The sequence below is a fragment of the Algoriphagus taiwanensis genome (genome assembly GCF_036245645.1).
Lineage (GTDB): Bacteria > Bacteroidota > Bacteroidia > Cytophagales > Cyclobacteriaceae > Algoriphagus > Algoriphagus taiwanensis.
Window position 1 is genome coordinate 209,579 of the sequence record NZ_BTPE01000007.1, and the last position, 19,591, is coordinate 229,169.

Sequence of the window (19,591 nt, forward strand, 5' to 3'; positions counted from 1 at the left end):
AGGACTTTTTTAGGAAAGGAAGTGTGCTTGCAAGGCGCCTTCCTTTCCTTCTGTTTAAAAATTGAATTTGCTGTAACAAACAATCTAAAAGTTCATGAAACGAACACTATCCTTTCTGGTATTCCTTTTATTGATCGGAATATCAGGATTCACCCAAGCACAAAATGGCACCATCAGAGGTGCAATCTTCGATGAAAGAACAGGCGAACCCCTTTTCGGCGCCTCTGTTTTAGTCAAAGAAACATCAACCGGTGCCGTCACAGATTTTGACGGAAAATTTGAAATACAAGTCCCTGCTGGAGTTTTTACCCTTCAGATTTCCTATATCTCCTACTCTACCGTAGAATTGACACAGGTAGACGTGAAATCAGGACAGGTGACCGTATTGAATGACATCTTGATGATGGAAGCAGCGGAAGAGTTGGAAACCTTTACTACTACCGCCTCCGCTATCCGTACTACTGAATCTGCTTTGATGTCAGTAAAAAGAAATGCTCCCAATGTCTTGGATGGTATTTCTGCCAGTACATTCCGTCAGATTGGAGATGGAGATGCAGCTTCTGCGGTGAAGCGAGTCACTGGCGTCTCCATCGAAGGAGGCAAATACGTCTATGTGAGAGGACTGGGTGACCGATATACCAAAACTGTATTGAACGGAGTTGATGTACCTGGTTTGGATCCAGACAGAAATGCCCTTCAGATTGATATCTTCCCAACCAATGTGATTGACAATATCCTAGTGGCCAAATCCTTTACTGCTGACCTTCCTGCTGATTTCACAGGTGGTGTGGTGGATATCGAGACCAAAGATTTTCCTGAGGAAAGAGAAATGAGACTCAGTATCTCAGGAGGAATCAACCCATCTATGCACTTCAATTCCAACTACCTCAAATACGACGGTGGATCCACAGATTGGCTTGGTTTTGACGATGGCACAAGAGCTATCCCTACAGACGGAAGAACTGATATCCCACAATATGCACAAGTTGTAGGAAATCCAAATGGACCTCAAGGCCAAGAATATCAGTCTATTTTGAGAGGCTTCAACAAAACACTTGGAGGCTACAGAAACTCAAGTTTGATGGACTTCGGATTGGGTTTTTCACTAGGAAATCAAATCGCTAGAAGCAGAGCTACATGGGGCTACAATTTTGCCTTCACCTACAAGAATGAAACTGAATTTTACAAAGACGCTGAGTTTAACCTTTTTGCAAAACCTGCAAACTCTAATGAAAATGAACTTGAGGCTTTGGAAAGACAAAGAGGAGACTATGGGGTAAACAATGTCCTGCTGGGCGGAATCGCCGGAATCGCTTTGAAGACCCAATCTTCTAAATTCAAACTTAATTTTCTCCACCTTCAAAACGGAGAATCCAAGGCAGGTCAATTCCTGTTTTTGAATACCAACTTAGGGGCCAACTTTGAAGCCACACAATACAATTTGGAATATAGTGAACGAGGATTAAGCAGCATTTTGCTTTCAGGTACTCACTATTTGAATGGAAGAGCGTGGGAAATCAACTGGAAACTTGCTCCGACCCGATCTACCATGGACGATCCGGATATCCGATTTACCCGATTCAGACTTCCTAACAATACGGTAGGTACCGAAGCAGGACTTCCAGCCAGAATCTGGAGATCTTTAGACGAGGTGAATTTGGTAGGTAAGCTCGACTTGTCTAGACAAATCAACCTTTTCCAAAGAGATGGAAAACTGAAATTCGGGGGAGCTTATGTATTTAAAGAAAGAGATTTCTTGATTCAAAGCTTTCAGTTTCCTACCGGAAATGTGCGCTTTGATGGGGATCCAAATACCATCCTAAACGATGAAAATCTCTTCCAGCAGGGAAACATCAACGGAGTAAGATACGACCCGGATTTCATTCCAAACAACCCAAATGCTTTCAATTCAAGCATCAGAAATATTGCAGGATTTGTCTCTACCGAAGTTAATCCTGCCGATAAACTCAAAGCGGTAATTGGGGTGAGAATGGAAAAATATGACCAATTCTACACTGGAACCAACAATACAGGAACCATTTCATTGGATAATGAAAACGTATTGGATGACTTGGACTTCTTCCCAACTGTCAATTTGATTTTCAACATCAAGGAAAACCAAAACCTGAGACTTTCCGGAACCCGAACCATTGCAAGACCTTCCTTCAAGGAATTGTCTTATGCAGAGATTTTGGACCCGATCACCGGTAGAACCTTCGTAGGAGGTCTTTTCCCTGAAACTACCAATGGAGGCACTGAAGTGCTTTGGGATGGTAATCTGAGCCCTACTCGAATCAATAACCTAGACATCCGTTGGGAATTATTCCAAGAAAGAGGTCAGATGTTCTCTTTGAGTGGTTTCTACAAGTCATTTGACAAACCTATCGAAATGGTCCAGTTCCTATCTGACCCGGGAGCATTTCAGCCAAGAAATGTAGGACAAGGTACTGTCCTCGGAGTAGAACTTGAATTTAGAAAAGCACTGACCTTTATCTCTCCTTCTCTTCAAAACTTCCAGTGGAATGCCAACGTGACCTTCACTGAGTCCAGCATCCAAATGTCAGCTACGGAGCTTCGATCCAGACAATTGACTGCAAGAGAAGGACAAGTAATCGAAGATACCCGAGAAATGGCAGGACAAGCACCATACATCATCAATACAGGCATTTCTTACAACAAATTTGAAAGAGGACTGGAGCTAGGTTTGTTCTACAATGTGCAGGGACCAACCTTGAATTTGGTCGGATTTGGAAATAGAACGGATACATTTACTGTACCTTTCCACTCGCTTAACTTCAATCTGAATAAATCATTTGGTGCCGACGAGCGAATCCGCGCTAATTTTGGTGTGGAAAACATCCTCAATTCCAAAAGACAGATTGTATTCAGTTCTTATCAGGCCCAAGATCAATTTTTCACCAATTTGGCACCAGGTACAGAGATTAAATTTGGAGTTTCATTTGCCTTTTAATACCACAATGACCTAAAACTGGAAAAGCCTGCTGGACTCAGCAGGCTTTTTTCGTTTTCAGGAAGTGCCCAAATTCTTCCTTTATTTTTCAGACTATTCGCTACTTTACATCCAATCCATTTTCCCCTACTCTGCATTGGAATGAAAACCCTTAAATTAAACGAACCTGCCTACCTCAAATCCCAACCTATCAAAAGCCTAAAGAAGTATCTCCTGGTATTCCTCTTTTTGAATTTTGGCTTTTCCGGGTTAGCTCAAGAATTATCCTCTTCAGAAGCTTTTTGGAAGAACCTTTCTGCCCATTGTGGAAAAGCCTACGAAGGAAAATTAATCTCGCCGGAAAGTGATTCACGATTTAATGGACGGTTGATCATGCATGTCAGAAGTTGTGAAGAGGGGAAAATCCGGATTCCCTTTTTTGTCGGGGAAGATCGGTCCCGTACTTGGGTTTTGACTCAAGAGGATAATGGGTTGATTCAACTCAAGCATGATCATCGGCATGAAGACGGGAAAGAAGATCGGGTCACCCAATACGGGGGAAAAGCAAGCAATACCGGTTCGGCTACCACTCAGTTTTTCCCCGCAGACCAGTTTACCGCAAATTTGCTTCCCGCTGCTGTGGGAAATGTCTGGTGGATTACCTAGGACGACACGTCTTTTACCTACAACTTGAGAAGACTAGGTTCGGAAACCCTGTTTACCGTAAGATTTGACTTAACTCAAGCCATAGAACCGCCGGCTGCCCCTTGGGGGTGGGTGGACTAAATCGACCAAGCCATGAACAATTCTTTGATTGCCCTTTGGAAAGAAGGGAGAACACGGTTCACCAAGCTTCTTGATGCCACTCAGGAGTCTGACCTATCCAAGCATCTTGGAGAAAGCCCCAATTCAGCGGGCTTTTTGATCCGTCATATTACGGAAGTGGAGCTACTTTTTGCGAAGAATGTCTTTGGATTGGCCGAGGTCAAAATTGTAGCCAAAACCCTGATCGCAGGAAAAGACACCGGTGAATGGACGAATCTTGCCGAACTCAAAGAGATTTCAACCTATGCTGCTGAAATGCTGGAAAAGGCGATTTCTGTGCAGGAAAATTGGGATGAGGTGATCGAAACCAAAGAGTTTGGAAGAAAAACAAAGGCCGAAGCCTTGGGTAGAATCACTACTCACACAGCTTATCACGCCGGGCAACTGGCCTTGATTCTCAAATACGGAAAGTGATAGTTAGGTGAGTTTTTTAATGATTTCCTGAGCATCAGGAAACAAGGGAGAAAGCTCCTCAGCGGTGAAGAGTTCAAAGTCCCGAAAATCAAATCCCGGTGCTACCACGCAGGAGACTAATGCGTAACTATCCGAATCATCCACTGTGCTGCCGAAAATAGTTTGGGCAGGAACCAAGTGCTGAGGTCTGCACCCATCCGAATTCACAGGCCCGAGCTTCAGTTTTTCGTGTCCTTGTTCTGTCAATAAATGAACAGTCAGAGGGCTTCCCTCATGCCAATACCAAAGTTCATCGCTTTGGATTCGGTGAAAATGCGAAACATCTTCAGACCTCAGGAGGAAGTAAATGGAAGTGGTAAGGCTTCTTTCCTCGCCAGATTTTAGGATGGATTGAGGGGATCGGTAGGTTTCGGCATAAAAGCCCCCTTCCGGATGGGCTTTCATGTCTAGGAGGTGAACCAGTTCAGCAATCCGCTTATCTACCAAACTCATGCGTATTGGGCTTCCAAAATATCAACAATCCTTTCGGCTGTTTTTCCATCCCAAAGGGGAATGCCCTGATATTGCTTCCATTCCCCAGCCATGATTTTATCCAGATAAGGCTTCAGCTTCTTCGGGTCTGTTCCTACCAGTTCGTTGGTTCCGAGATGAATCGTCTCTGCCCGCTCAGTATTGTCTCGAAGGGTCACGCAAGGCACATTCATCACTGAAGTCTCTTCAGTCACCCCACCTGAATCAGTGATTACTCCTTTGGCATTTTTGACCAAATAATTGAACTCCAGGTAGCCCAAAGGTTCCACCAAGTGAAGGTTGGTGGCGTTTATACCCAGATTTTGAAGATTTTTTGCGGTACGGGGATGCACCGGAAAAACGATCGGAAGACCACCTGTACCTTCGAGGATGGCATCAATCATGGCCTTGAGGGAATTTTCCTGGTCCACATTGGCCGGGCGATGCATGGTCATCACGAAGTAATTTTGAGGCTCAAGGGTATTGAAAACCTCCCCTTCCGGCTTTTTGAATCGTGGCATTTGGGCCTTCAGGGTATCGATCATCGTATTTCCTACAAAATGAATCTTTTCCTCAGGCACTCCTGCCTTTCTCAAGTTGGTATTGGCAATCTCCGAAGTGGTGAAAAAATGATCCGTAATCGAGTCCGTCACCATTCGATTGATCTCTTCCGGCATACTCAAGTCCCCGGATCGAATTCCTCCCTCCACGTGGGCTACATCGATTCCCAATTTTTTGGCAGCAATGGAGCAAGCCAAAGTGCTCGTCACATCTCCTACTACAATCACCAAGTCTGGGCGATTTTCCATCAATTCTTTTTCAAAAGCTATCATGATGGCTGCTGTCTGTTCGGCTTGGGTTCCCCCTCCACCTCCCAAATTGGCATCAGGCTCCGGGATGTTCAATTGCTCAAAAAAGTCCCCGGACATTTTTTTATCGTAATGCTGACCGGTATGCACCAGTCTATAATGTAAGTCTTTGCCTGATGCTTGTTTTTTTTGAAATGCATGAATGATAGGTGCGATTTTCATAAAATTTGGTCTTGCACCTGCGACCACGGTAAAAATTGCCATGAATAAGAGAGATAAGTTCCCGGCAAAAATAAGGAATCCTGCTTTTAGGCTGGCTAATCTATCCGATCTTTGAGCGGGGTTTGGTCGGTTTTTTGTTTATTTGCTCTGAAATTATTTTTGAGTAAAAATCAATCCATGAGAATAGGTAAGTGGCTGTGGCGTGCAAGCATCGGCCTGATTTTAGGGTTAGTTTGCGCAGTTAGCTCTTGTGTGGAAACCGTTGAAAATCAGATTGTCGTTTATTCCAATGATTTTTCCGATTTGAATTTGGCCGGATTTGAAAACGGGAAATTGTTTATTTGGAGAAATGATACCATCGCAGGGATATATCACAACGAGCAAGTGGCAGTAAATCTGCAAGAACTTCCTGCTCATAATTTCATCAAAGTCACAGTAGAAATCCTGATTCATGATAGCTGGGATGGCAATCCGGACGACGGCATTTCTGGCCCGGATTATTGGTACCTGGGGCTTGACCAGACGGAAACTTTCAGAACTACCTTCTCCAATTCACCCTGTGAGTCTACATTTTGTTTGTACCAGTCTTACCCCAATACCTTTTTCAGACAAAATACCCCGAAAACCGGCGCTATTCAGACCAACCTACCCGGTCTATGTATTTTCGGCGCATTTGCCAACTATACGACCCGATACCAAATCGAGGAATTGATAGAGCATAGCAATCCGTCTGTAAAAGTCTTCATGGGAGCAGAATTGAAACAGGTCAATTCTCCGGATCCCATTTGCGATGAGTCCTGGTCTATTTCAAAAATCATGGTGGAAGCCATCCAAACCAACAGATGATGAGCAGGCTCAGCGGAAAAAATATAGGATTGATTATTCTCGTTCTTTGGGGAATTGGCTTGAGTGTGAGTGCACAAACTATCCCGGTGAGCACACCTGTACTGGACGATTACTTGAGGAGATTGCAGCTGATGGGTGAAGTGGATTCGGCTTCCTCTTTCATGATCAGACCGATTTACCCGGCCGATGCTATGGGAATTGCGCATGGCTTTGACTTGGATAGTTCGGTGGTTGACTTGGACAATTCCTATTTTCACTGGAGATTCGGCAAAGAAGGCAAAGGCAAGTTTCTGACCCTTCCGGGAACCTACCGGGTGCAATTCAATTCTGAGTATGCTTTCGGGGTAAATGACGGGGCCATGATTCCCAACCGGGGGCTTCAGCAAGTCATCAGTCCGGGTGCTTATGTGGAATATGGAAAGGTTTCCCTTCAGTTTCAGCCGGAGATTCTTTTGGCTCAAAACAAAGACTACCTGGGATTCCCAATCGAGCATCAGGCCACGATCCTTTTTTACTATGAGTACATGAACCGAATTGATATGCCGGAGCGATTTGGAGAGGAAGCCTTCAACCGGGTTTATTTGGGTCAGTCCAGCCTTCGGTTCAACCACAAGGAATATTCTATCGGGATTTCTTCAGAGAACCTTTGGTGGGGACCCGGACGGAGAAATTCCCTTTTACTAGGCAACAACGCTCCTGGATTCCTGCATTTCACCCTGAATACCCGAAAACCTGTTCAGACCCTTCTTGGAGGGTTTGAAGGGCAATTGGTCTCCGGATTTCTGAAAAGTACAAACTTCTTACCCCCTTGGCCGGACTATTCCATCCAGCAAAATCCGGTCTACATGCCCAAGCGTGAGGATGGAAACCGCTACCTATCCGGTTTGATTTTGACTTATCAGCCTAAATGGGTACCCGGATTGTTCTTGGGCTATGGCACTGTCAATCATCTCTACCGAAGTGATGTGAGCAGTTTGGGAGATGCTTTACCCCTTTTCAACGGCCGAAAAAAGGCCAAGAATGTGTATGATCCGATCCAGGAGAAAAGACAGCAATTCAGCTCGGGATTTTTCCGCTGGCTCAGTCCTGAAGGAAGATTTGAATTTTACGGAGAATATGGTACACGGGACAACGACAGAAGATTGAACGACTTCCTCACGACACCGGAATCAGGAAGAGCCTTCACTTTTGGCTTTGCTCATTTGGTAGGACTTAAAAACCCCAAACGCTTCCTAGAACTGAGCTCTGAGATGACGCTATCCGGTCAGACTATTCGGGATGACATTCGGCAGCTTCGCACTTGGTACATTCATGACCATGTCAGACACGGATATACCCATCAGGGACAGGTCCTGGGCATCGGCAATGGTCCTGCAAGTAATCAGTTGTTTTTTGGTGTGGCTTGGGTAGAAGGGCTTAAGAAAATCGGGTTTCAATTCGAGCGAATTGAATACAACAACGACTTCTACTACTACCGATATGAGGCCTCCAAGGATTTCCGAAATAAATATGTCGATCTGGTATTCTCCTTGACTCCGGAGTGGAAGTTTGGCAATTTCCTGTTGGCAGGTAAATTCCAATATGTCAATACGCTCAACTACAAGTGGTTTTTGGAAAATGATCCCAACCAATACTTTGTGCCCGGGTATGACCGGAAAAACTTTGTCGGTCAGATCGGACTCACCTATTTATTTCAATAATCTCAGCCCATTTACCCTATGAAAGCAGAAAAAGACAAAGTCGTAGCTGTAGCCTATACCCTAAAAGTGGATGATGGAGAGTCAGGGCAGGAGCTATTTGAGACGGTATCAGAGGAAAATCCATTTTACTTTCTTTTTGGCTACCAAAACGTGTTACCCTTATTTGAACAGGCCATCGCAGGCAAGGAGGCAGGGGACACTTTTTCAGTATTTATAGACTTCGAAAATGGATACGGTGACTACGACGAGAATAAAAAAGTCATTATCCCAAAGGCCAATTTCAAAGAAGAAGGAAAAAAGAACAAAGATCTACTCCGGGTAGGGAAGGTCATTCCTATGCAGGACGATAAAGGAAATCAGATGCGTGGGGAAATCACCAAAGTGGACTATCGAGGGGTTCACATGGATTTTAATCCTCCCTTGGCAGGATTTGACCTCTATTTTGAGGGAAAGGTGATGCTGGTACGGGATGCCGAACCGGTTGAAATCGAGCATGGGCATGCTCATGGCCCCGATGGCCATCATCATCACTGATTATTTTCCAACTATTTCAAAAATGCCCTAGAATCTAGGGCATTTGCCTTATGGACTGGAAGTAAAGGGTCCGGTAATTTTGGTAAGAAATCTTTTACTACCAAACCTTTTACTGAAATGAAAACAATCGAAATTTTAAGAAAATTAGCCCTTTTGGCTTTTGTATTGGCTTTTATGGCTTGCTCCAGCGATGATGAAGTCCCTCAAGGTGCACTGAATGTGGAAATGACTATCGATGGAGTAGCCTGGAAGGGTGCCGGAAACAGCAGAATTGAAAATGTAGCCGGATTTACAGCTTTTGCAATCGGTGCGGGAGCTACTGACCGATCCAGCTTGGCATTGACCATGACCGAAGAGCGGACAGGAAATTTCAACCTTGCAGGAAATGCAGTTTGGATTACCTCTGATCAAGTGGTTCACAATGCTATTTCAGGAACCTTGACTATTACTAAGTTGGAAAACAACAAGGTGTCCGGTACATTCTCCTTCAAGGCGAGACCCGCACTGGGTGGTGGCACAGAAGTAAATATTACCAATGGTAGCTTTACGGATGTCAACATCATGAGGTAATCCCCTCAGAAAAATAGATTTTTTCAGACTTACTCAATTGGGGTGATTGAGCAAAAGCAGGCCTCCTGAGAATTCAGGAGGCCATTTTTTATTTTCTCAGATCGTAGCCGTAGGATTTGTAGGCCAAGTCGATACTTAGATCCCGAAGTCCGTCAATCCGATCTGAGGGGTACAGCAAATACGCCTTGGAAAGCTGATCGACGGCCTTTCCATAAGCCTGCTTGTTGAAATGCACAATGGCATCATTGTAGTATTGTAGTCCGGCCAGCTCTTTCAAAGTCACTATTCTAAAAGTAGAGTTGTCAGAATAGTCCACTACAGGTCCTGCAATGGTTTGGTTCAAGTTATATCGTTGGGCGTTTTTCTCAGGTTGGTAGGCGTTGAGGTAGTTTTGAACCTCCGTAGGAGTAGTGATCATCCCTCCCACAGGAAGGGTACTTTCCAGGACAATTTTCTTCCCTTCCAGATTGACCACCAAGAAGACGTGATAATCGGTCTCTACGATATCGAATTCAAAACCGTAGCGCTCCAAAAGCAAGCCCAAAGCTGCAGATCCGCTGACACAATCGTACTTTCCTGCGGAAAGCATCGCATTGAAGGTGGAATGCTGCTCGTATTTTTTGAGAAGCTTCTGATGGGTTTTTTGAAAAATCTGTCTCAGCAGGGCTAGCTGATCCCCACTTTTTTGAGCTTTGGAATCCAGCTCCTCTACTAAATCCACCCAACTATCAGAAGAAAACTCAGGCTTGGCCTGTACCGCTCTAAATAGTTGAAAAAGGTTGGATTCACCTTCAGTCCATAGCGCTTTTTCAGCATCTGTAGAAAAAACCAACCCCTCACTTGTACCCACCAATTCCTGGGTCTTGCCCTGAAGGACAAGTCCGGAAAGGATAAGCAATGTGAGTAGTAAGTTCTTCATTGGTCATGAAGCTAATGTTAATGAATAGAATCAAAATTAACAATTTGTTAACATTAACAAAACAAATGGGGAAAATGTTGGTGGTCAAAGGGTTAAAATTTATGTGATTATCCTCTTACCTCCTCTGCCAAAAATAAAGGCAAATCCGGATGCCGATCGACGCTTGGTGAGCCGGTCGTACCAAGTCAATGCCATTTTGACCCGCTGGCATCGTTGCCGATAATCATAAGAATTTACTTATGATGGTAGGGTTCATTCCGGAGAATGGTCATGCCCCGGTAGAGTTGCTCAATAAAAAACGGCCGGATCATCTGATGGGAAAAAGTCATTTTGGAAAGAGCTACTTTTCCATTGGCTCGCGCATAGACTGCATCTGAAAAGCCATAGGGGCCCCCGATGACGAAGATGAGCTGACGCAGACCGGAGTTCATTTTCTTCTGCAAAAAGTCCGCAAATTCCTCTGAAGTGAAGCTTTTCCCTTTTTCATCCAAAAGAATCACCTCATCCGAAGCTTGGATTTTTTTGAGAATCAGTTCCCCTTCCTTCTCTTTTTGGCTTGCTTCCGAAAGGGATTTGGTATTCTTCAAGTCGGGGATTTGCTCAAAATCAAATCGGATGTAATGACCCAAGCGTGTAGAATACTCCTTCTCCAAAGTCTGTAGGGCCGCATGGTCGGTCTTTCTGATGGCGATCAGTTTGATTTGCATGGAATAAATATCCGAAATTCTTCAAAAGGACAAGGTTTTCCTCCGAAAATCTCCGTCAATCCCCAAAATACCCCGACTCTACCTTCATTTTTCCATTCGAATTACTTAACGGAGACTGGAAAAACATTCGTCTTAAACAGCCTGTTCGAAACACACTAACCAAAAATATTTCTACCCATGAAAAAATTACTTTCCACTCTAATGGTGCTTACCGTAGTGTTGGCATCTTCTTTCACCAACAAATCAACTCAAGTACATGAGGTTGAGGCTGATATTGTCGACTTGGCGGTTCAGACTGAGTTTCTATCCACCTTGGTAGCAGCTGTGAAGGCTGGCGATTTGGTGGATGTATTGAAGGGAGACGGACCATTTACCGTATTCGCTCCTACCAATGATGCTTTTGCAAAACTGCCTGCAGGTACTGTAGAAAACCTATTGAAGCCTGAAAACAAGGCTCAATTGGTTGCAGTATTGACTTACCATGTGGTACCAGGCAAAGTAATGTCTTCTACCTTGAAAGATGGCATGAAGGCTAAAACTGTACAAGGCCAGGAAGTGACTATCTCTTTGAAAGACGGAAAAGCAATGGTGAACAATGCCACTGTGACTGCTGCTGATATCGAGGCGAGCAACGGAGTCGTTCACGTGATCGATACCGTGATTCTTCCTTCCATGTAATTGAAACAATACAAAAAGAGGCCCTTGAAACGAAATCAAGGGCCTCTTTTTTTATTTGATCAGTTCCTTTCTCTTCAGGATGGTCTCGAGAAACTTTTTCTCGTTGTCAGAGTTGAAAATTCGAAAAGGCAGGTGAATGAATTGAGCCTTGGAAAGATAAAGGACGAATGCATCTTTGGTCATTTCTGCCTTTTTGATCATGTTCCACTGCACCGGCATTCCTTCGCGGGCATTGATCTTCATCAGGATTTGACGGCTGTCAATTTCATAGCCCATCTTCTGGAAAATCGGTTTATTCTGCTCCATTTGAGTCACTCCGGTAAACTGAATGGCCCAAAACAACACATAAAGGCCATAAGCAATCAGTGCACCGATAATCCACCAAATGGAAGCAATCCAAAAATATCCACAGCAAATCGCCAAAGCGATCAAAATGACCCACCACTGTTCCTTAAGAATGGATACAAGGCCCATTTTGATATAGGTACCGGTTTCTAATTGGTATTTTTTGGTTTTAATTATCATCAGTCGAGAATTTGAGTCCGCAAATATCCACCTATCTTGGAGATTAAGCAAGTTGACTCCATTCATTATCAGGCAAAAGCCAAAAACAAAAATGCCAAACCATTGACTTAAAAGCAGTATTGATTTATCTTATAAAAAATTTTTAGCCATGAATAGTCTTGTGATTGATCTCTTCTTGTGCGGTGTGGCTTATGTCATCCTGATTTATTTTGTTGCTACCATGACCAAAAATTCCCTGAGAAAGGGTAAGAGCAACAACGATGATGGAGATGGAGGAATAGAGAATTTCACACCACCTAAAATTGACTTGCCCCCGGGAGTAATTTGGCCTTCCGATTCACCAAAGAAAACCAAAACGCCAGAACCGGTGGATTATTAGTGGCACTTGTCGCAGACACCCTGCACCAATAGGCTCATTTCTTTTTTCTCGAATCCCTTGGGCAAATAGACCTGCGGCAAATCAATATCATCCAGACAAGTCGTCTCTCCACAAACTTCACATTTGAAGTGCACATGCTCATGGCTATGGTCATGCTCATTTTCTCCATGGGCACAAAGGGCATATTTGGTCGCGCCACCATCGTCCAGGACCTTATGAATTAGATCCTTGTCCAGAAAGGTCTTCAACGTTCTGTAAATCGTCACCCGGTCAAAATTATCCTTCAGCATCTCCTCGAGATCTGCATGGGAAAGGGCAATGTTTTTATCCAAAAATTCCTGAATGATTTCCAGCCTGCAGTCTGTAATTCGCAGCTGATGGCTTTTCAATATTTTTTCGGGACTACTCATGATTCTGATTTGACCTCAAATTAACTCAAAATTTGAAAGCATAAAAAAGGGTGCCTGTTTCGGCACCCTTTCCTGATTTATTCTCCGGAATACTCTGCGAGGATTTTATTGATTCGATCTACCGCTTCTTCCAAGTGAAGCTTGCTCATTCGGTCGCTGGTACGTCCGATTGCACCTCGGATTTGAGTTCTCAAGGTCTTCAATTCGCCCAAAGCCATTGGACGGATATCGGATTGAGAGGCATTGATCTGAGGTCCTGCAAAAGCTCTAAACTGAGCTGGCAAGTTCGGCTCATTTCCTGTCAAGAGAAGCTCGAGTCTTTCAATGTGTGCTCTCTGAAGCGCTCTTCTGTGGACATCGATTGATCTTCCGGAGGAAAGTTCCGTCCAGATGCCTTTTCTCAAGTCATCAAAAAGCTCGGTGATTTTATAGGCATCATTTCCATTGATCGCCTCATTTTCGATCACTCTGCCCAGACGGCCCCACTCCAAGATTCCATTCAAGGTACCTACCTGAATGCCACGGATTCTCTCCAGTGCACCAAAGTCACCGATTCTGGCGATGATGCTCTCATCCATCAGCCAAGAAGGAGTAGCGAAAAGCTGCTTGTTGAGGAAGTCCACGGCAGACTTCTGCATTTCTTTGGAATTGTGCGTGTAGACCGCTTCATTTTGCCCGGAAGACTTGTAGACTTCCATCACACCGCCGACATGTGTGCGCACGTGACCCATGTATCGGTTAAACTGACCAATGACTTGGCCATACATTTCATTCAGGTCTGCATAATCCTTGTAAGGCTTGTCTGCTTCTGCAGTCCATTCGATCAGATTAGGGACAATTCGCTGAAGGTTTTTGATACCATATTCCGAAGCCTTCATGGAGTTGTCACCCAAGTCTTCAGACTGAGTAGTCGGATCGTAGCTATTGCCCTGACGGCCGTAGCGATAGACAGGATCTCCTTTTTTGTCCAAAATCCACTGGTTCAAGGTAGCCAATTCCTCCTCTGGAGTAGAAGCTTCCGGAATCGGTCTGTATCCCCAAGCAATGGCATATTTGTCGTAAGGACCTACGTCTGGCATCAAGCTTACGCCCTTGTCCTCAGGCTGCGCAATGTAGTTGAATCGAGCATAGTCCATGATTGATGGAGCAGTACCCATTTCCTTGGTGAAGGCAGCATCTCGAAGTTTTTCCACCGGATAGGCATGGGAAGAGGCAAAGTTGTGGGGAAGCCCCAATGTATGTCCTACTTCGTGAGCCGACACGAATCGGATCAATCTACCCATCACCTCATCGTCAAACTTCACGCTTCTGGCATCCGGATTGACCGCAGCAGTCTGGATGAAGAACCAGTTTCTCAGCAGGTTCATTACGTTGTGATACCATCCGATATCGGATTCGATGATTTCTCCGGAGCGAGGGTCAGACACGTGAGGTCCGTAGGCATTCTGAATATCAGAAGCAAAATATCGGATCACAGAGTAACGGGCATCTTCAGGACTCCAAGTAGGGTCTTCTTCTGGGCTAGGAGCCTCTTTGGCGATAATCGCATTTTTGAAACCGGCGGCTTCGAAGGCCTTCTGCCAGTCTTCTACCCCTTGCTTCAGATAAGGAACCCACTTCTTAGGGGTAGCAGGATCGATGTAATAAACAATCGGCTTCACCGGCTCTACCAATTCACCTCTTTTGAATTTCTCCATATCCTCCGGCTTCACTTCCAGTCTCCAACGGTCTAGATAGCGTCTGGAAGAAGCTTTTTGCTCATCGGCGCCATAGTCCACATAGGACCTGGCAAACCAACCCACTCTGCGGTCTGCCAATCGCTGCATCATCGGCTCCTTAGGAAGGAGAATCATAGATGCATTCATTTCCAAAGTGATCAAACCGGTGGCGCTGTTTGATGGAGGCTCAGCCGCTGCATAGGTCAGGACATATCTGGACTCGATATTGATCGGGTAGGAATTGATGTGAGAAATGTAAGATCGGTCGGTATCCAGTCGGGATACTTTGTATTGAGTTCTTCTGTTTCTCTGCAAGCCCAAAGCCTGATTGTCTTTGCTGAACAGATCAGTCACTTCGATCACCGTTCCTGTGGAGTCAGTACCTTTGGATTTGATGGCAAACTTCTGAAGAATGGGCTCCAGATTGGAAGCCTTTACTGCTAGGGAGATGGGAAGGGAATCCGCCGCATAGTTGTTGACAGACACCACTTTCAAAAGCACATCGTCGTTGTTTTTCTCCCAACGCACCATCAGATTGTTGGTGTTTTCTCCACCGTAACCAATCCCGTCAGCAGTTTTGGCAATTCTTACGACCATCAGCATGTCTCTTCCCATAAGGGAATCCTGAATTTCGTAGAAGTACTTGCCTTCGATTTCGTGGACTTTGAAAAGCCCATCCTTGGTTTTGGCCTTATTGGTGATGACCTCTTTGTAAGGCTTAGGACCGTTGTTGTTTCCCCCGTTTTGGGGTCTTGCCGGCGTAGCTGGGGCTGCTGCTGCTGGCTTAGAATCGTCTTTCTTCTTTTTCTTCTGAGCAAAGGTATCCTCCGAACTAATCAGAGCACCCATCACTCCGAAGACAAAAGCCGTTCTCCTCAGTAATTTGGGTAGTGTTTTATTCATGGTTTGATAATTGATTTGTCGAATTAAAGTAACTTCCATTCGAGTAGATTAGAGCGTAGGGAAACTTATTTTTTTATAAGCGGTTGAATCAACAAATTAAAGGCATTCCGTGAAGTCAGAATTTGAAATTGCAGTCATAGGAGGAGGCCTGGCAGGCTTGGTTTCAGCATATCTTTTATCCAAAAGCGGACATGAGGTCGTTTTGATCGAGAAAAAGACCTATCCTTTTCACCGGGTCTGCGGAGAATACCTGTCCAATGAAGCCCTGGGGTTTCTCCAAAGCCATGGACTTCTGCCGGATGGGATGGAGCTTCCCCAAATCCAAACCTTTGAGTTCAGTGATACTTCCGGTCAGCGCGTGCAGATTCCTTTGGATTTGGGAGGATTTGGGATCAGTCGGTTTGTGCTGGACGATTGGATCTTTCAGCAAATCCAGCAGCAGGGAACCCATTGTCTGACTGGCCTGCAGGTGGAAGAGCTGGAGTTTTTGGAAAAAGAGGACCGATTCAGACTTGTGCTTTCCAATCACAGCGAGCTCCAGGCAAAGCAGGTAATCGGCGCCTTTGGCAAAAGAAGCAAATTGGACAAGAAGCTCGGAAGGCCATTTATCGATAAAAGAAGCCCGTATCTGGGAGTCAAATACCATATCCGGACAGACTACGTGAGAGATGCTGTCGCCCTGCACAACTTCCGTGGGGGATATTGCGGGCTGAATGCCATTGAGGAGGGGAAGTTTAATCTCTGCTACCTCGGTGATCGGGAGCAGCTGAGAACCTACGGCAGCATAGAGGCGATGGAGGAGGAAGTCCTTTGGAAAAATCCCATCCTGAGAAAAGTCTGGGCCGAAAGTGAGTTTCTTTTTGACAAACCGGAGGTGATCACCGAAATCAACTTTGAGCCCAAAAAGCCGGTAGAGAACCACATCCTGATGGCGGGAGATTCAGCGGGTCTGATCACGCCTCTTTGCGGCAATGGGATGGCCATGGCTATTCACGCCGGAATCTTGGCGGCTCAGGCCATTCAATCCGGCAAATCCCGCCAAGAAATCGAAACTACCTATGAAAGGCTTTGGAGAGGGGAATTCGAAAAGCGGCTTTGGGTAGGCCGACAGGTACAGCGACTTTTTGGTTCGGGAGGCTCTTCCGTCTTCGCCCGGAAACTTATCCAACACGTCCCTCCTATAGCCCGATTGATAATTAAAAATACCCACGGCCAGCCTTTTTGAAAAGTTTGACTTCACCTTCGATTTTGGAGATAGCTGGCAAAATGGGAGTAGGGAGAAATTGCAAAATCTATACAGCCTCTCTTTTAGGTTCATTGGTACTAAGGAGATTCTACTTTTAGAGGAGGAAAATGAAACCATGGGATAAGGAAGTGAGGAAAATCCCCAATCTGAATCAGGAAGTAACTAAAGGTCTAGAATTTGACAATATAAGCAATCTATTTAGACTAGTTGTTAATGTAAAAGAAAGGGCCAAGATGAATTGATTTGCTTTTTTTAGTCGATAACAAACGTTTACAAACGCTTACAATCGGATATAAGCGTTTAACTACCGACTTGAATTGGGTGAATAATTCAATTTTCTACCAAAAAGATGGAAAAGATTGTTTTGTATCTCCCAAGACAAAAGTCAGGCAGATTTAAGGTGTATATCCCTTATTCACTAAAAGCAGAGCGGGAAGCATTCAAAAAGCTCAATACAAGTTTCTACCATGCTTCTCAGAAACTTTGGAGTCTGGTAAATACACCAGAAAACATTAAAAATGTCAAGGTACTATTTGGTGAAAAGCTTATCGAGGAGACTAGCGAAAATCGCGAATATGCCCAACCCAAGTTTTCCCTGTCAGAGAAAAGCGAGGAAGCCCTACGCCAGCTTCGCCAAAAACTTACGCTAAAGGCCTACAGTCCTTCCACCTTGGGGAATTATGCCACAGCCTTTGCCAAGTTTTTGAGATTTTTTGAGCAAAGGGAGTTGACCTCCATCACCAAAGAGGAAATAGAGGGTTTTGTTTACCATCAAATCAACAAGTATAAAATTTCTGAATCAGCTCAGAATAGCCTAATCAATGCCATCAAGGCATACTATGAACATGTCTTGGGAAAGCCCAGAGAATACTATGAGATTCAGCGCCCCAAGGCTTCCCAAACGCTTCCCAACATTCTAAGCAAGGAAGAAATCGCAGGAATCATCCAAGCCACATCCAATCTGAAGCATAAAACAATTTTACTTACAATCTATAGTGCCGGACTCCGGATCAGCGAGGCTGTTCGACTTCGGATAAGGGATGTTCATTCGGACGAAGGCTACCTTTTTATCAAGGGATCGAAGAATAAAAAGGACCGAAAAACAGTCTTATCTCCTATTTTGCTAGGAGAACTCAGAAGGTATTACAGACAATACAAACCTTCCTATTGGTTATTTGAAGGACAAGAGGGAGGACAATATTCGGTCAAGAGTATTCAGAATATTTTCAGGGTCGCTGTTCAAAAGAGCGGAGCCAATCCTTGGGCCACAGTCCATACACTCAGACATAGCTTTGCTACTCACTTATTGCAGAGTGGGACCAATCTGAGGATGATTCAGGTCTTGCTTGGTCATGCCAGTAGCAAGACGACAGAAATCTACAGCCATGTGCTGGCAGTATCAAATAAAAATGTGGTATCCCCCCTTGATCAGATCACCGAATTGATTAATTTGACCTCAGAAACAGCCAGAAAATCCAGCTCGTACATAAGGGATATACACGAAACTGCGAGATAAGATGGGATTTATCGGGATGTTATGTGCTATGCTAAAACGACAACGTACCGATGACAATAGACAATATTCTTGACAATATTTATCCGCTCACCGAAACTTCTAAACAGACACTCAAAAAGTACATTGACGAAGTAAGTTATCCAAAAGGATATATTTTGTTACGGGCTGACAGAATAGAAAAGAACATTTATTTTATCAAACAAGGAATTGTTCGGGCTTACACCAAAACAGCCGACAACGAGATAACTTTTTGGTTTGGTAAAGAGGGTGACGCCATTATTTCTATGAAAAGTTATGTTGCCAATCAAAAAGGATATGAAGACATTGAGCTGCTGGAGAATTGTAAACTTTATGAATTGAAAACCCAAAATCTTCGGAAACTTTTTGACGAAGACATACACATTGCAAATTGGGGACGAAGATACCTAGAACAGGAATTTATGAAAATGGAAGAACAGCTTATTTCCCGACAATTCCGAACCGCAAAAGAACGTTACAAGCAACTTTTAAAAGATAATCCCAGCTTAATTCAGCGAGTACAACTAGGACACATCGCTTCATATTTAGGAATAACACAAGTAAGCCTAAGTAGAATAAGGGGAGAAATATAGTAACCATCCATTTTTTATCATTTGTAAAATTTTTTCTTGATTCAATTTTTTAACTTTGCGTAAACAAAAAAAAAGATTATGAATTGGATTGCATTGATTCTTGCAGGTATTTTTGAAATCGGTTGGCCACTAGGTTTAAAAATGGCTCAGAATGGCGATGGGTATAAATTTGGATGGATAACTCTAGCCATAGCATCTATGGTAGTTAGCGGTGTATTATTGTTTTATGCCCAAAAAACAATTCCAATTGGCACCGCATATGCTATATGGACAGGTATCGGGGCTGTTGGAACATTACTAATTGGCATATTCTTCTTTGGTGATTCGGCTAATATATTTAGACTATTGTCGGCAACGCTCATCATCGTTGGAATAGTTGGATTAAAAGTATTTTAACTGCCCTGTGAAGTTGTTAAAATGCACAGCACATAACAACTAAGCTTTCGTGCGGCTTGCAAAGCCAAGCATGAAAGCGCTGTTGCACGAAACCGGTGAGGTTCTTATGGGGATTGAATCGGAATTTCAGTTGGATTTGTAGGACTTGATAGCTGAAAAAGTCTCCTCAGAATTGCTCGTCACGTTTGAAAAGCCATCTAATT

General features: G+C 44.2%; 20 protein-coding genes. 13 read left to right on the plus strand and 7 right to left on the minus strand.

All coding sequences use genetic code 11. The features are described 5' to 3' along the window. Window positions 1-94: 94 nt before the first annotated feature. The 3 genes from AAA938_RS11890 (at window position 95) to AAA938_RS11900 (ending at window position 4,189) form a co-directional block, all read left to right on the plus strand. Window positions 95-2,971: a TonB-dependent receptor gene (locus AAA938_RS11890; RefSeq protein ID WP_338228955.1), complete on the plus strand. Its 2,877-nt coding sequence runs from the start codon at window positions 95-97 to the stop codon at window positions 2,969-2,971. A 141-nt stretch (window positions 2,972-3,112) separates the two neighbouring features. Next, a complete protein-coding gene (locus tag AAA938_RS11895) occupies window positions 3,113-3,616 on the plus strand; it encodes a hypothetical protein (RefSeq protein ID WP_338228956.1) in 504 nt (167 codons plus the stop codon). Window positions 3,617-3,748: 132 nt separating this feature from the next. Continuing rightward, window positions 3,749-4,189, plus strand: coding sequence for a DinB family protein (locus AAA938_RS11900; protein ID WP_338228957.1), 441 nt, complete (start codon window positions 3,749-3,751; stop codon window positions 4,187-4,189). A 3-nt stretch (window positions 4,190-4,192) separates the two neighbouring features. On the opposite strand, the gene AAA938_RS11905 is transcribed toward AAA938_RS11900, so the two are convergent. Together AAA938_RS11905 and wecB are read right to left on the minus strand one after the other, a co-directional pair. Continuing rightward, window positions 4,193-4,681 carry a cupin domain-containing protein gene (locus AAA938_RS11905; RefSeq protein WP_338228958.1) on the minus strand — a complete coding sequence of 163 codons (489 nt, stop codon included), beginning with the start codon at window positions 4,679-4,681 and terminating at the stop codon, window positions 4,193-4,195. After that, on the minus strand, window positions 4,678-5,772 hold the full coding sequence (gene wecB / locus AAA938_RS11910) for a non-hydrolyzing UDP-N-acetylglucosamine 2-epimerase (protein ID WP_338228960.1): 1,095 nt from the start codon (window positions 5,770-5,772) through the stop codon (window positions 4,678-4,680). The genes AAA938_RS11905 and wecB overlap by 4 nt, the downstream gene beginning before the upstream one ends. A 135-nt stretch (window positions 5,773-5,907) precedes the next feature. On the opposite strand from wecB, the gene AAA938_RS11915 reads away from it, so the two are divergent. From AAA938_RS11915 to AAA938_RS11930, 4 genes are all read left to right on the plus strand, one after another. Next, window positions 5,908-6,576: a hypothetical protein gene (locus AAA938_RS11915; RefSeq protein WP_338228961.1), complete on the plus strand. Its 669-nt coding sequence runs from the start codon at window positions 5,908-5,910 to the stop codon at window positions 6,574-6,576. Beyond that, window positions 6,573-8,276 carry a capsule assembly Wzi family protein gene (locus AAA938_RS11920; protein ID WP_338228962.1) on the plus strand — a complete coding sequence of 568 codons (1,704 nt, stop codon included), beginning with the start codon at window positions 6,573-6,575 and terminating at the stop codon, window positions 8,274-8,276. The genes AAA938_RS11915 and AAA938_RS11920 overlap by 4 nt, the downstream gene beginning before the upstream one ends. Before the next feature lie 18 nt (window positions 8,277-8,294). Beyond that, complete coding sequence (locus tag AAA938_RS11925) at window positions 8,295-8,810, plus strand: FKBP-type peptidyl-prolyl cis-trans isomerase (RefSeq protein ID WP_338228963.1); 516 nt, start codon at window positions 8,295-8,297, stop codon at window positions 8,808-8,810. A gap of 117 nt (window positions 8,811-8,927) precedes the next feature. After that, window positions 8,928-9,380: a DUF6252 domain-containing protein gene (locus AAA938_RS11930; RefSeq protein ID WP_338220544.1), complete on the plus strand. Its 453-nt coding sequence runs from the start codon at window positions 8,928-8,930 to the stop codon at window positions 9,378-9,380. 88 nt (window positions 9,381-9,468) lie between these two features. Here the strand turns inward: AAA938_RS11930 and AAA938_RS11935 are convergent, their stop codons facing one another. Together AAA938_RS11935 and rlmH are read right to left on the minus strand one after the other, a co-directional pair. Then, window positions 9,469-10,299 (minus strand): hypothetical protein, encoded by an 831-nt coding sequence (locus tag AAA938_RS11935; RefSeq protein WP_338228964.1) that lies wholly within the window; start codon window positions 10,297-10,299, stop codon window positions 9,469-9,471. A gap of 233 nt (window positions 10,300-10,532) precedes the next feature. Next, window positions 10,533-11,006, minus strand: a complete 474-nt coding sequence (gene rlmH / locus AAA938_RS11940) for a 23S rRNA (pseudouridine(1915)-N(3))-methyltransferase RlmH (RefSeq protein WP_338228965.1) — start codon at window positions 11,004-11,006, stop codon at window positions 10,533-10,535. 177 nt (window positions 11,007-11,183) lie between these two features. Here rlmH and AAA938_RS11945 point away from each other — a divergent pair, with 177 nt between their 5' ends. Continuing rightward, window positions 11,184-11,684: a fasciclin domain-containing protein gene (locus tag AAA938_RS11945; RefSeq protein ID WP_338228966.1), complete on the plus strand. Its 501-nt coding sequence runs from the start codon at window positions 11,184-11,186 to the stop codon at window positions 11,682-11,684. Between the two features lie 51 nt (window positions 11,685-11,735). On the opposite strand, the gene AAA938_RS11950 is transcribed toward AAA938_RS11945, so the two are convergent. Further along, window positions 11,736-12,209 (minus strand): YcxB family protein, encoded by a 474-nt coding sequence (locus AAA938_RS11950; protein ID WP_338228967.1) that lies wholly within the window; start codon window positions 12,207-12,209, stop codon window positions 11,736-11,738. 148 nt (window positions 12,210-12,357) lie between these two features. Here AAA938_RS11950 and AAA938_RS11955 point away from each other — a divergent pair, with 148 nt between their 5' ends. Continuing rightward, window positions 12,358-12,588, plus strand: a complete 231-nt coding sequence (locus tag AAA938_RS11955) for a hypothetical protein (protein ID WP_338220538.1) — start codon at window positions 12,358-12,360, stop codon at window positions 12,586-12,588. Here the strand turns inward: AAA938_RS11955 and AAA938_RS11960 are convergent. Next, on the minus strand, window positions 12,585-12,998 hold the full coding sequence (locus tag AAA938_RS11960; protein ID WP_338228968.1) for a Fur family transcriptional regulator: 414 nt from the start codon (window positions 12,996-12,998) through the stop codon (window positions 12,585-12,587). The genes AAA938_RS11955 and AAA938_RS11960 overlap by 4 nt on opposite strands. A 77-nt stretch (window positions 12,999-13,075) precedes the next feature. Next, window positions 13,076-15,565, minus strand: coding sequence for a zinc-dependent metalloprotease (locus AAA938_RS11965; RefSeq protein WP_420915740.1), 2,490 nt, complete (start codon window positions 15,563-15,565; stop codon window positions 13,076-13,078). 163 nt (window positions 15,566-15,728) lie between these two features. On the opposite strand from AAA938_RS11965, the gene AAA938_RS11970 reads away from it, so the two are divergent. The 4 genes from AAA938_RS11970 (at window position 15,729) to AAA938_RS11985 (ending at window position 19,388) form a co-directional block, all read left to right on the plus strand. Further along, window positions 15,729-16,844, plus strand: coding sequence for an NAD(P)/FAD-dependent oxidoreductase (locus AAA938_RS11970; RefSeq protein WP_338228970.1), 1,116 nt, complete (start codon window positions 15,729-15,731; stop codon window positions 16,842-16,844). A 370-nt stretch (window positions 16,845-17,214) separates the two neighbouring features. Beyond that, window positions 17,215-18,381: a tyrosine-type recombinase/integrase gene (locus tag AAA938_RS11975; protein WP_338228971.1), complete on the plus strand. Its 1,167-nt coding sequence runs from the start codon at window positions 17,215-17,217 to the stop codon at window positions 18,379-18,381. A gap of 50 nt (window positions 18,382-18,431) precedes the next feature. After that, window positions 18,432-18,992 (plus strand): Crp/Fnr family transcriptional regulator, encoded by a 561-nt coding sequence (locus tag AAA938_RS11980; RefSeq protein ID WP_312324583.1) that lies wholly within the window; start codon window positions 18,432-18,434, stop codon window positions 18,990-18,992. 78 nt (window positions 18,993-19,070) lie between these two features. After that, the gene (locus AAA938_RS11985; RefSeq protein ID WP_312324582.1) at window positions 19,071-19,388 is read left to right on the plus strand and encodes a DMT family transporter; all 318 of its coding nucleotides are present in this window, start codon (window positions 19,071-19,073) and stop codon (window positions 19,386-19,388) included. The last annotated feature ends 203 nt before the right edge of the window (window positions 19,389-19,591 follow it).

Excerpts from the sequence above, each read along its gene's own strand:
- rlmH (WP_338228965.1), bottom strand. The coding sequence starts at position 11,006 with ATGCAAATCAAACTGATCGCCATCAGAAAGACCGACCATGCGGCCCTA.
- AAA938_RS11925 (WP_338228963.1), top strand. The coding sequence starts at position 8,295 with ATGAAAGCAGAAAAAGACAAAGTCGTAGCTGTAGCCTATACCCTAAAA.
- AAA938_RS11890 (WP_338228955.1), top strand. The coding sequence starts at position 95 with ATGAAACGAACACTATCCTTTCTGGTATTCCTTTTATTGATCGGAATA.
- AAA938_RS11965 (WP_420915740.1), bottom strand. The coding sequence starts at position 15,565 with ATGGGTGCTCTGATTAGTTCGGAGGATACCTTTGCTCAGAAGAAAAAG.
- AAA938_RS11950 (WP_338228967.1), bottom strand. The coding sequence starts at position 12,209 with ATGATAATTAAAACCAAAAAATACCAATTAGAAACCGGTACCTATATC.
- wecB (WP_338228960.1), bottom strand. The coding sequence starts at position 5,772 with ATGGCAATTTTTACCGTGGTCGCAGGTGCAAGACCAAATTTTATGAAA.
- AAA938_RS11915 (WP_338228961.1), top strand. The coding sequence starts at position 5,908 with ATGAGAATAGGTAAGTGGCTGTGGCGTGCAAGCATCGGCCTGATTTTA.
- AAA938_RS11960 (WP_338228968.1), bottom strand. The coding sequence starts at position 12,998 with ATGAGTAGTCCCGAAAAAATATTGAAAAGCCATCAGCTGCGAATTACA.
- AAA938_RS11900 (WP_338228957.1), top strand. The coding sequence starts at position 3,749 with ATGAACAATTCTTTGATTGCCCTTTGGAAAGAAGGGAGAACACGGTTC.
- AAA938_RS11975 (WP_338228971.1), top strand. The coding sequence starts at position 17,215 with ATGGAAAAGATTGTTTTGTATCTCCCAAGACAAAAGTCAGGCAGATTT.
- AAA938_RS11955 (WP_338220538.1), top strand. The coding sequence starts at position 12,358 with ATGAATAGTCTTGTGATTGATCTCTTCTTGTGCGGTGTGGCTTATGTC.
- AAA938_RS11945 (WP_338228966.1), top strand. The coding sequence starts at position 11,184 with ATGAAAAAATTACTTTCCACTCTAATGGTGCTTACCGTAGTGTTGGCA.
- AAA938_RS11920 (WP_338228962.1), top strand. The coding sequence starts at position 6,573 with ATGATGAGCAGGCTCAGCGGAAAAAATATAGGATTGATTATTCTCGTT.
- AAA938_RS11980 (WP_312324583.1), top strand. The coding sequence starts at position 18,432 with ATGACAATAGACAATATTCTTGACAATATTTATCCGCTCACCGAAACT.
- AAA938_RS11935 (WP_338228964.1), bottom strand. The coding sequence starts at position 10,299 with ATGAAGAACTTACTACTCACATTGCTTATCCTTTCCGGACTTGTCCTT.
- AAA938_RS11930 (WP_338220544.1), top strand. The coding sequence starts at position 8,928 with ATGAAAACAATCGAAATTTTAAGAAAATTAGCCCTTTTGGCTTTTGTA.
- AAA938_RS11895 (WP_338228956.1), top strand. The coding sequence starts at position 3,113 with ATGAAAACCCTTAAATTAAACGAACCTGCCTACCTCAAATCCCAACCT.
- AAA938_RS11985 (WP_312324582.1), top strand. The coding sequence starts at position 19,071 with ATGAATTGGATTGCATTGATTCTTGCAGGTATTTTTGAAATCGGTTGG.
- AAA938_RS11905 (WP_338228958.1), bottom strand. The coding sequence starts at position 4,681 with ATGAGTTTGGTAGATAAGCGGATTGCTGAACTGGTTCACCTCCTAGAC.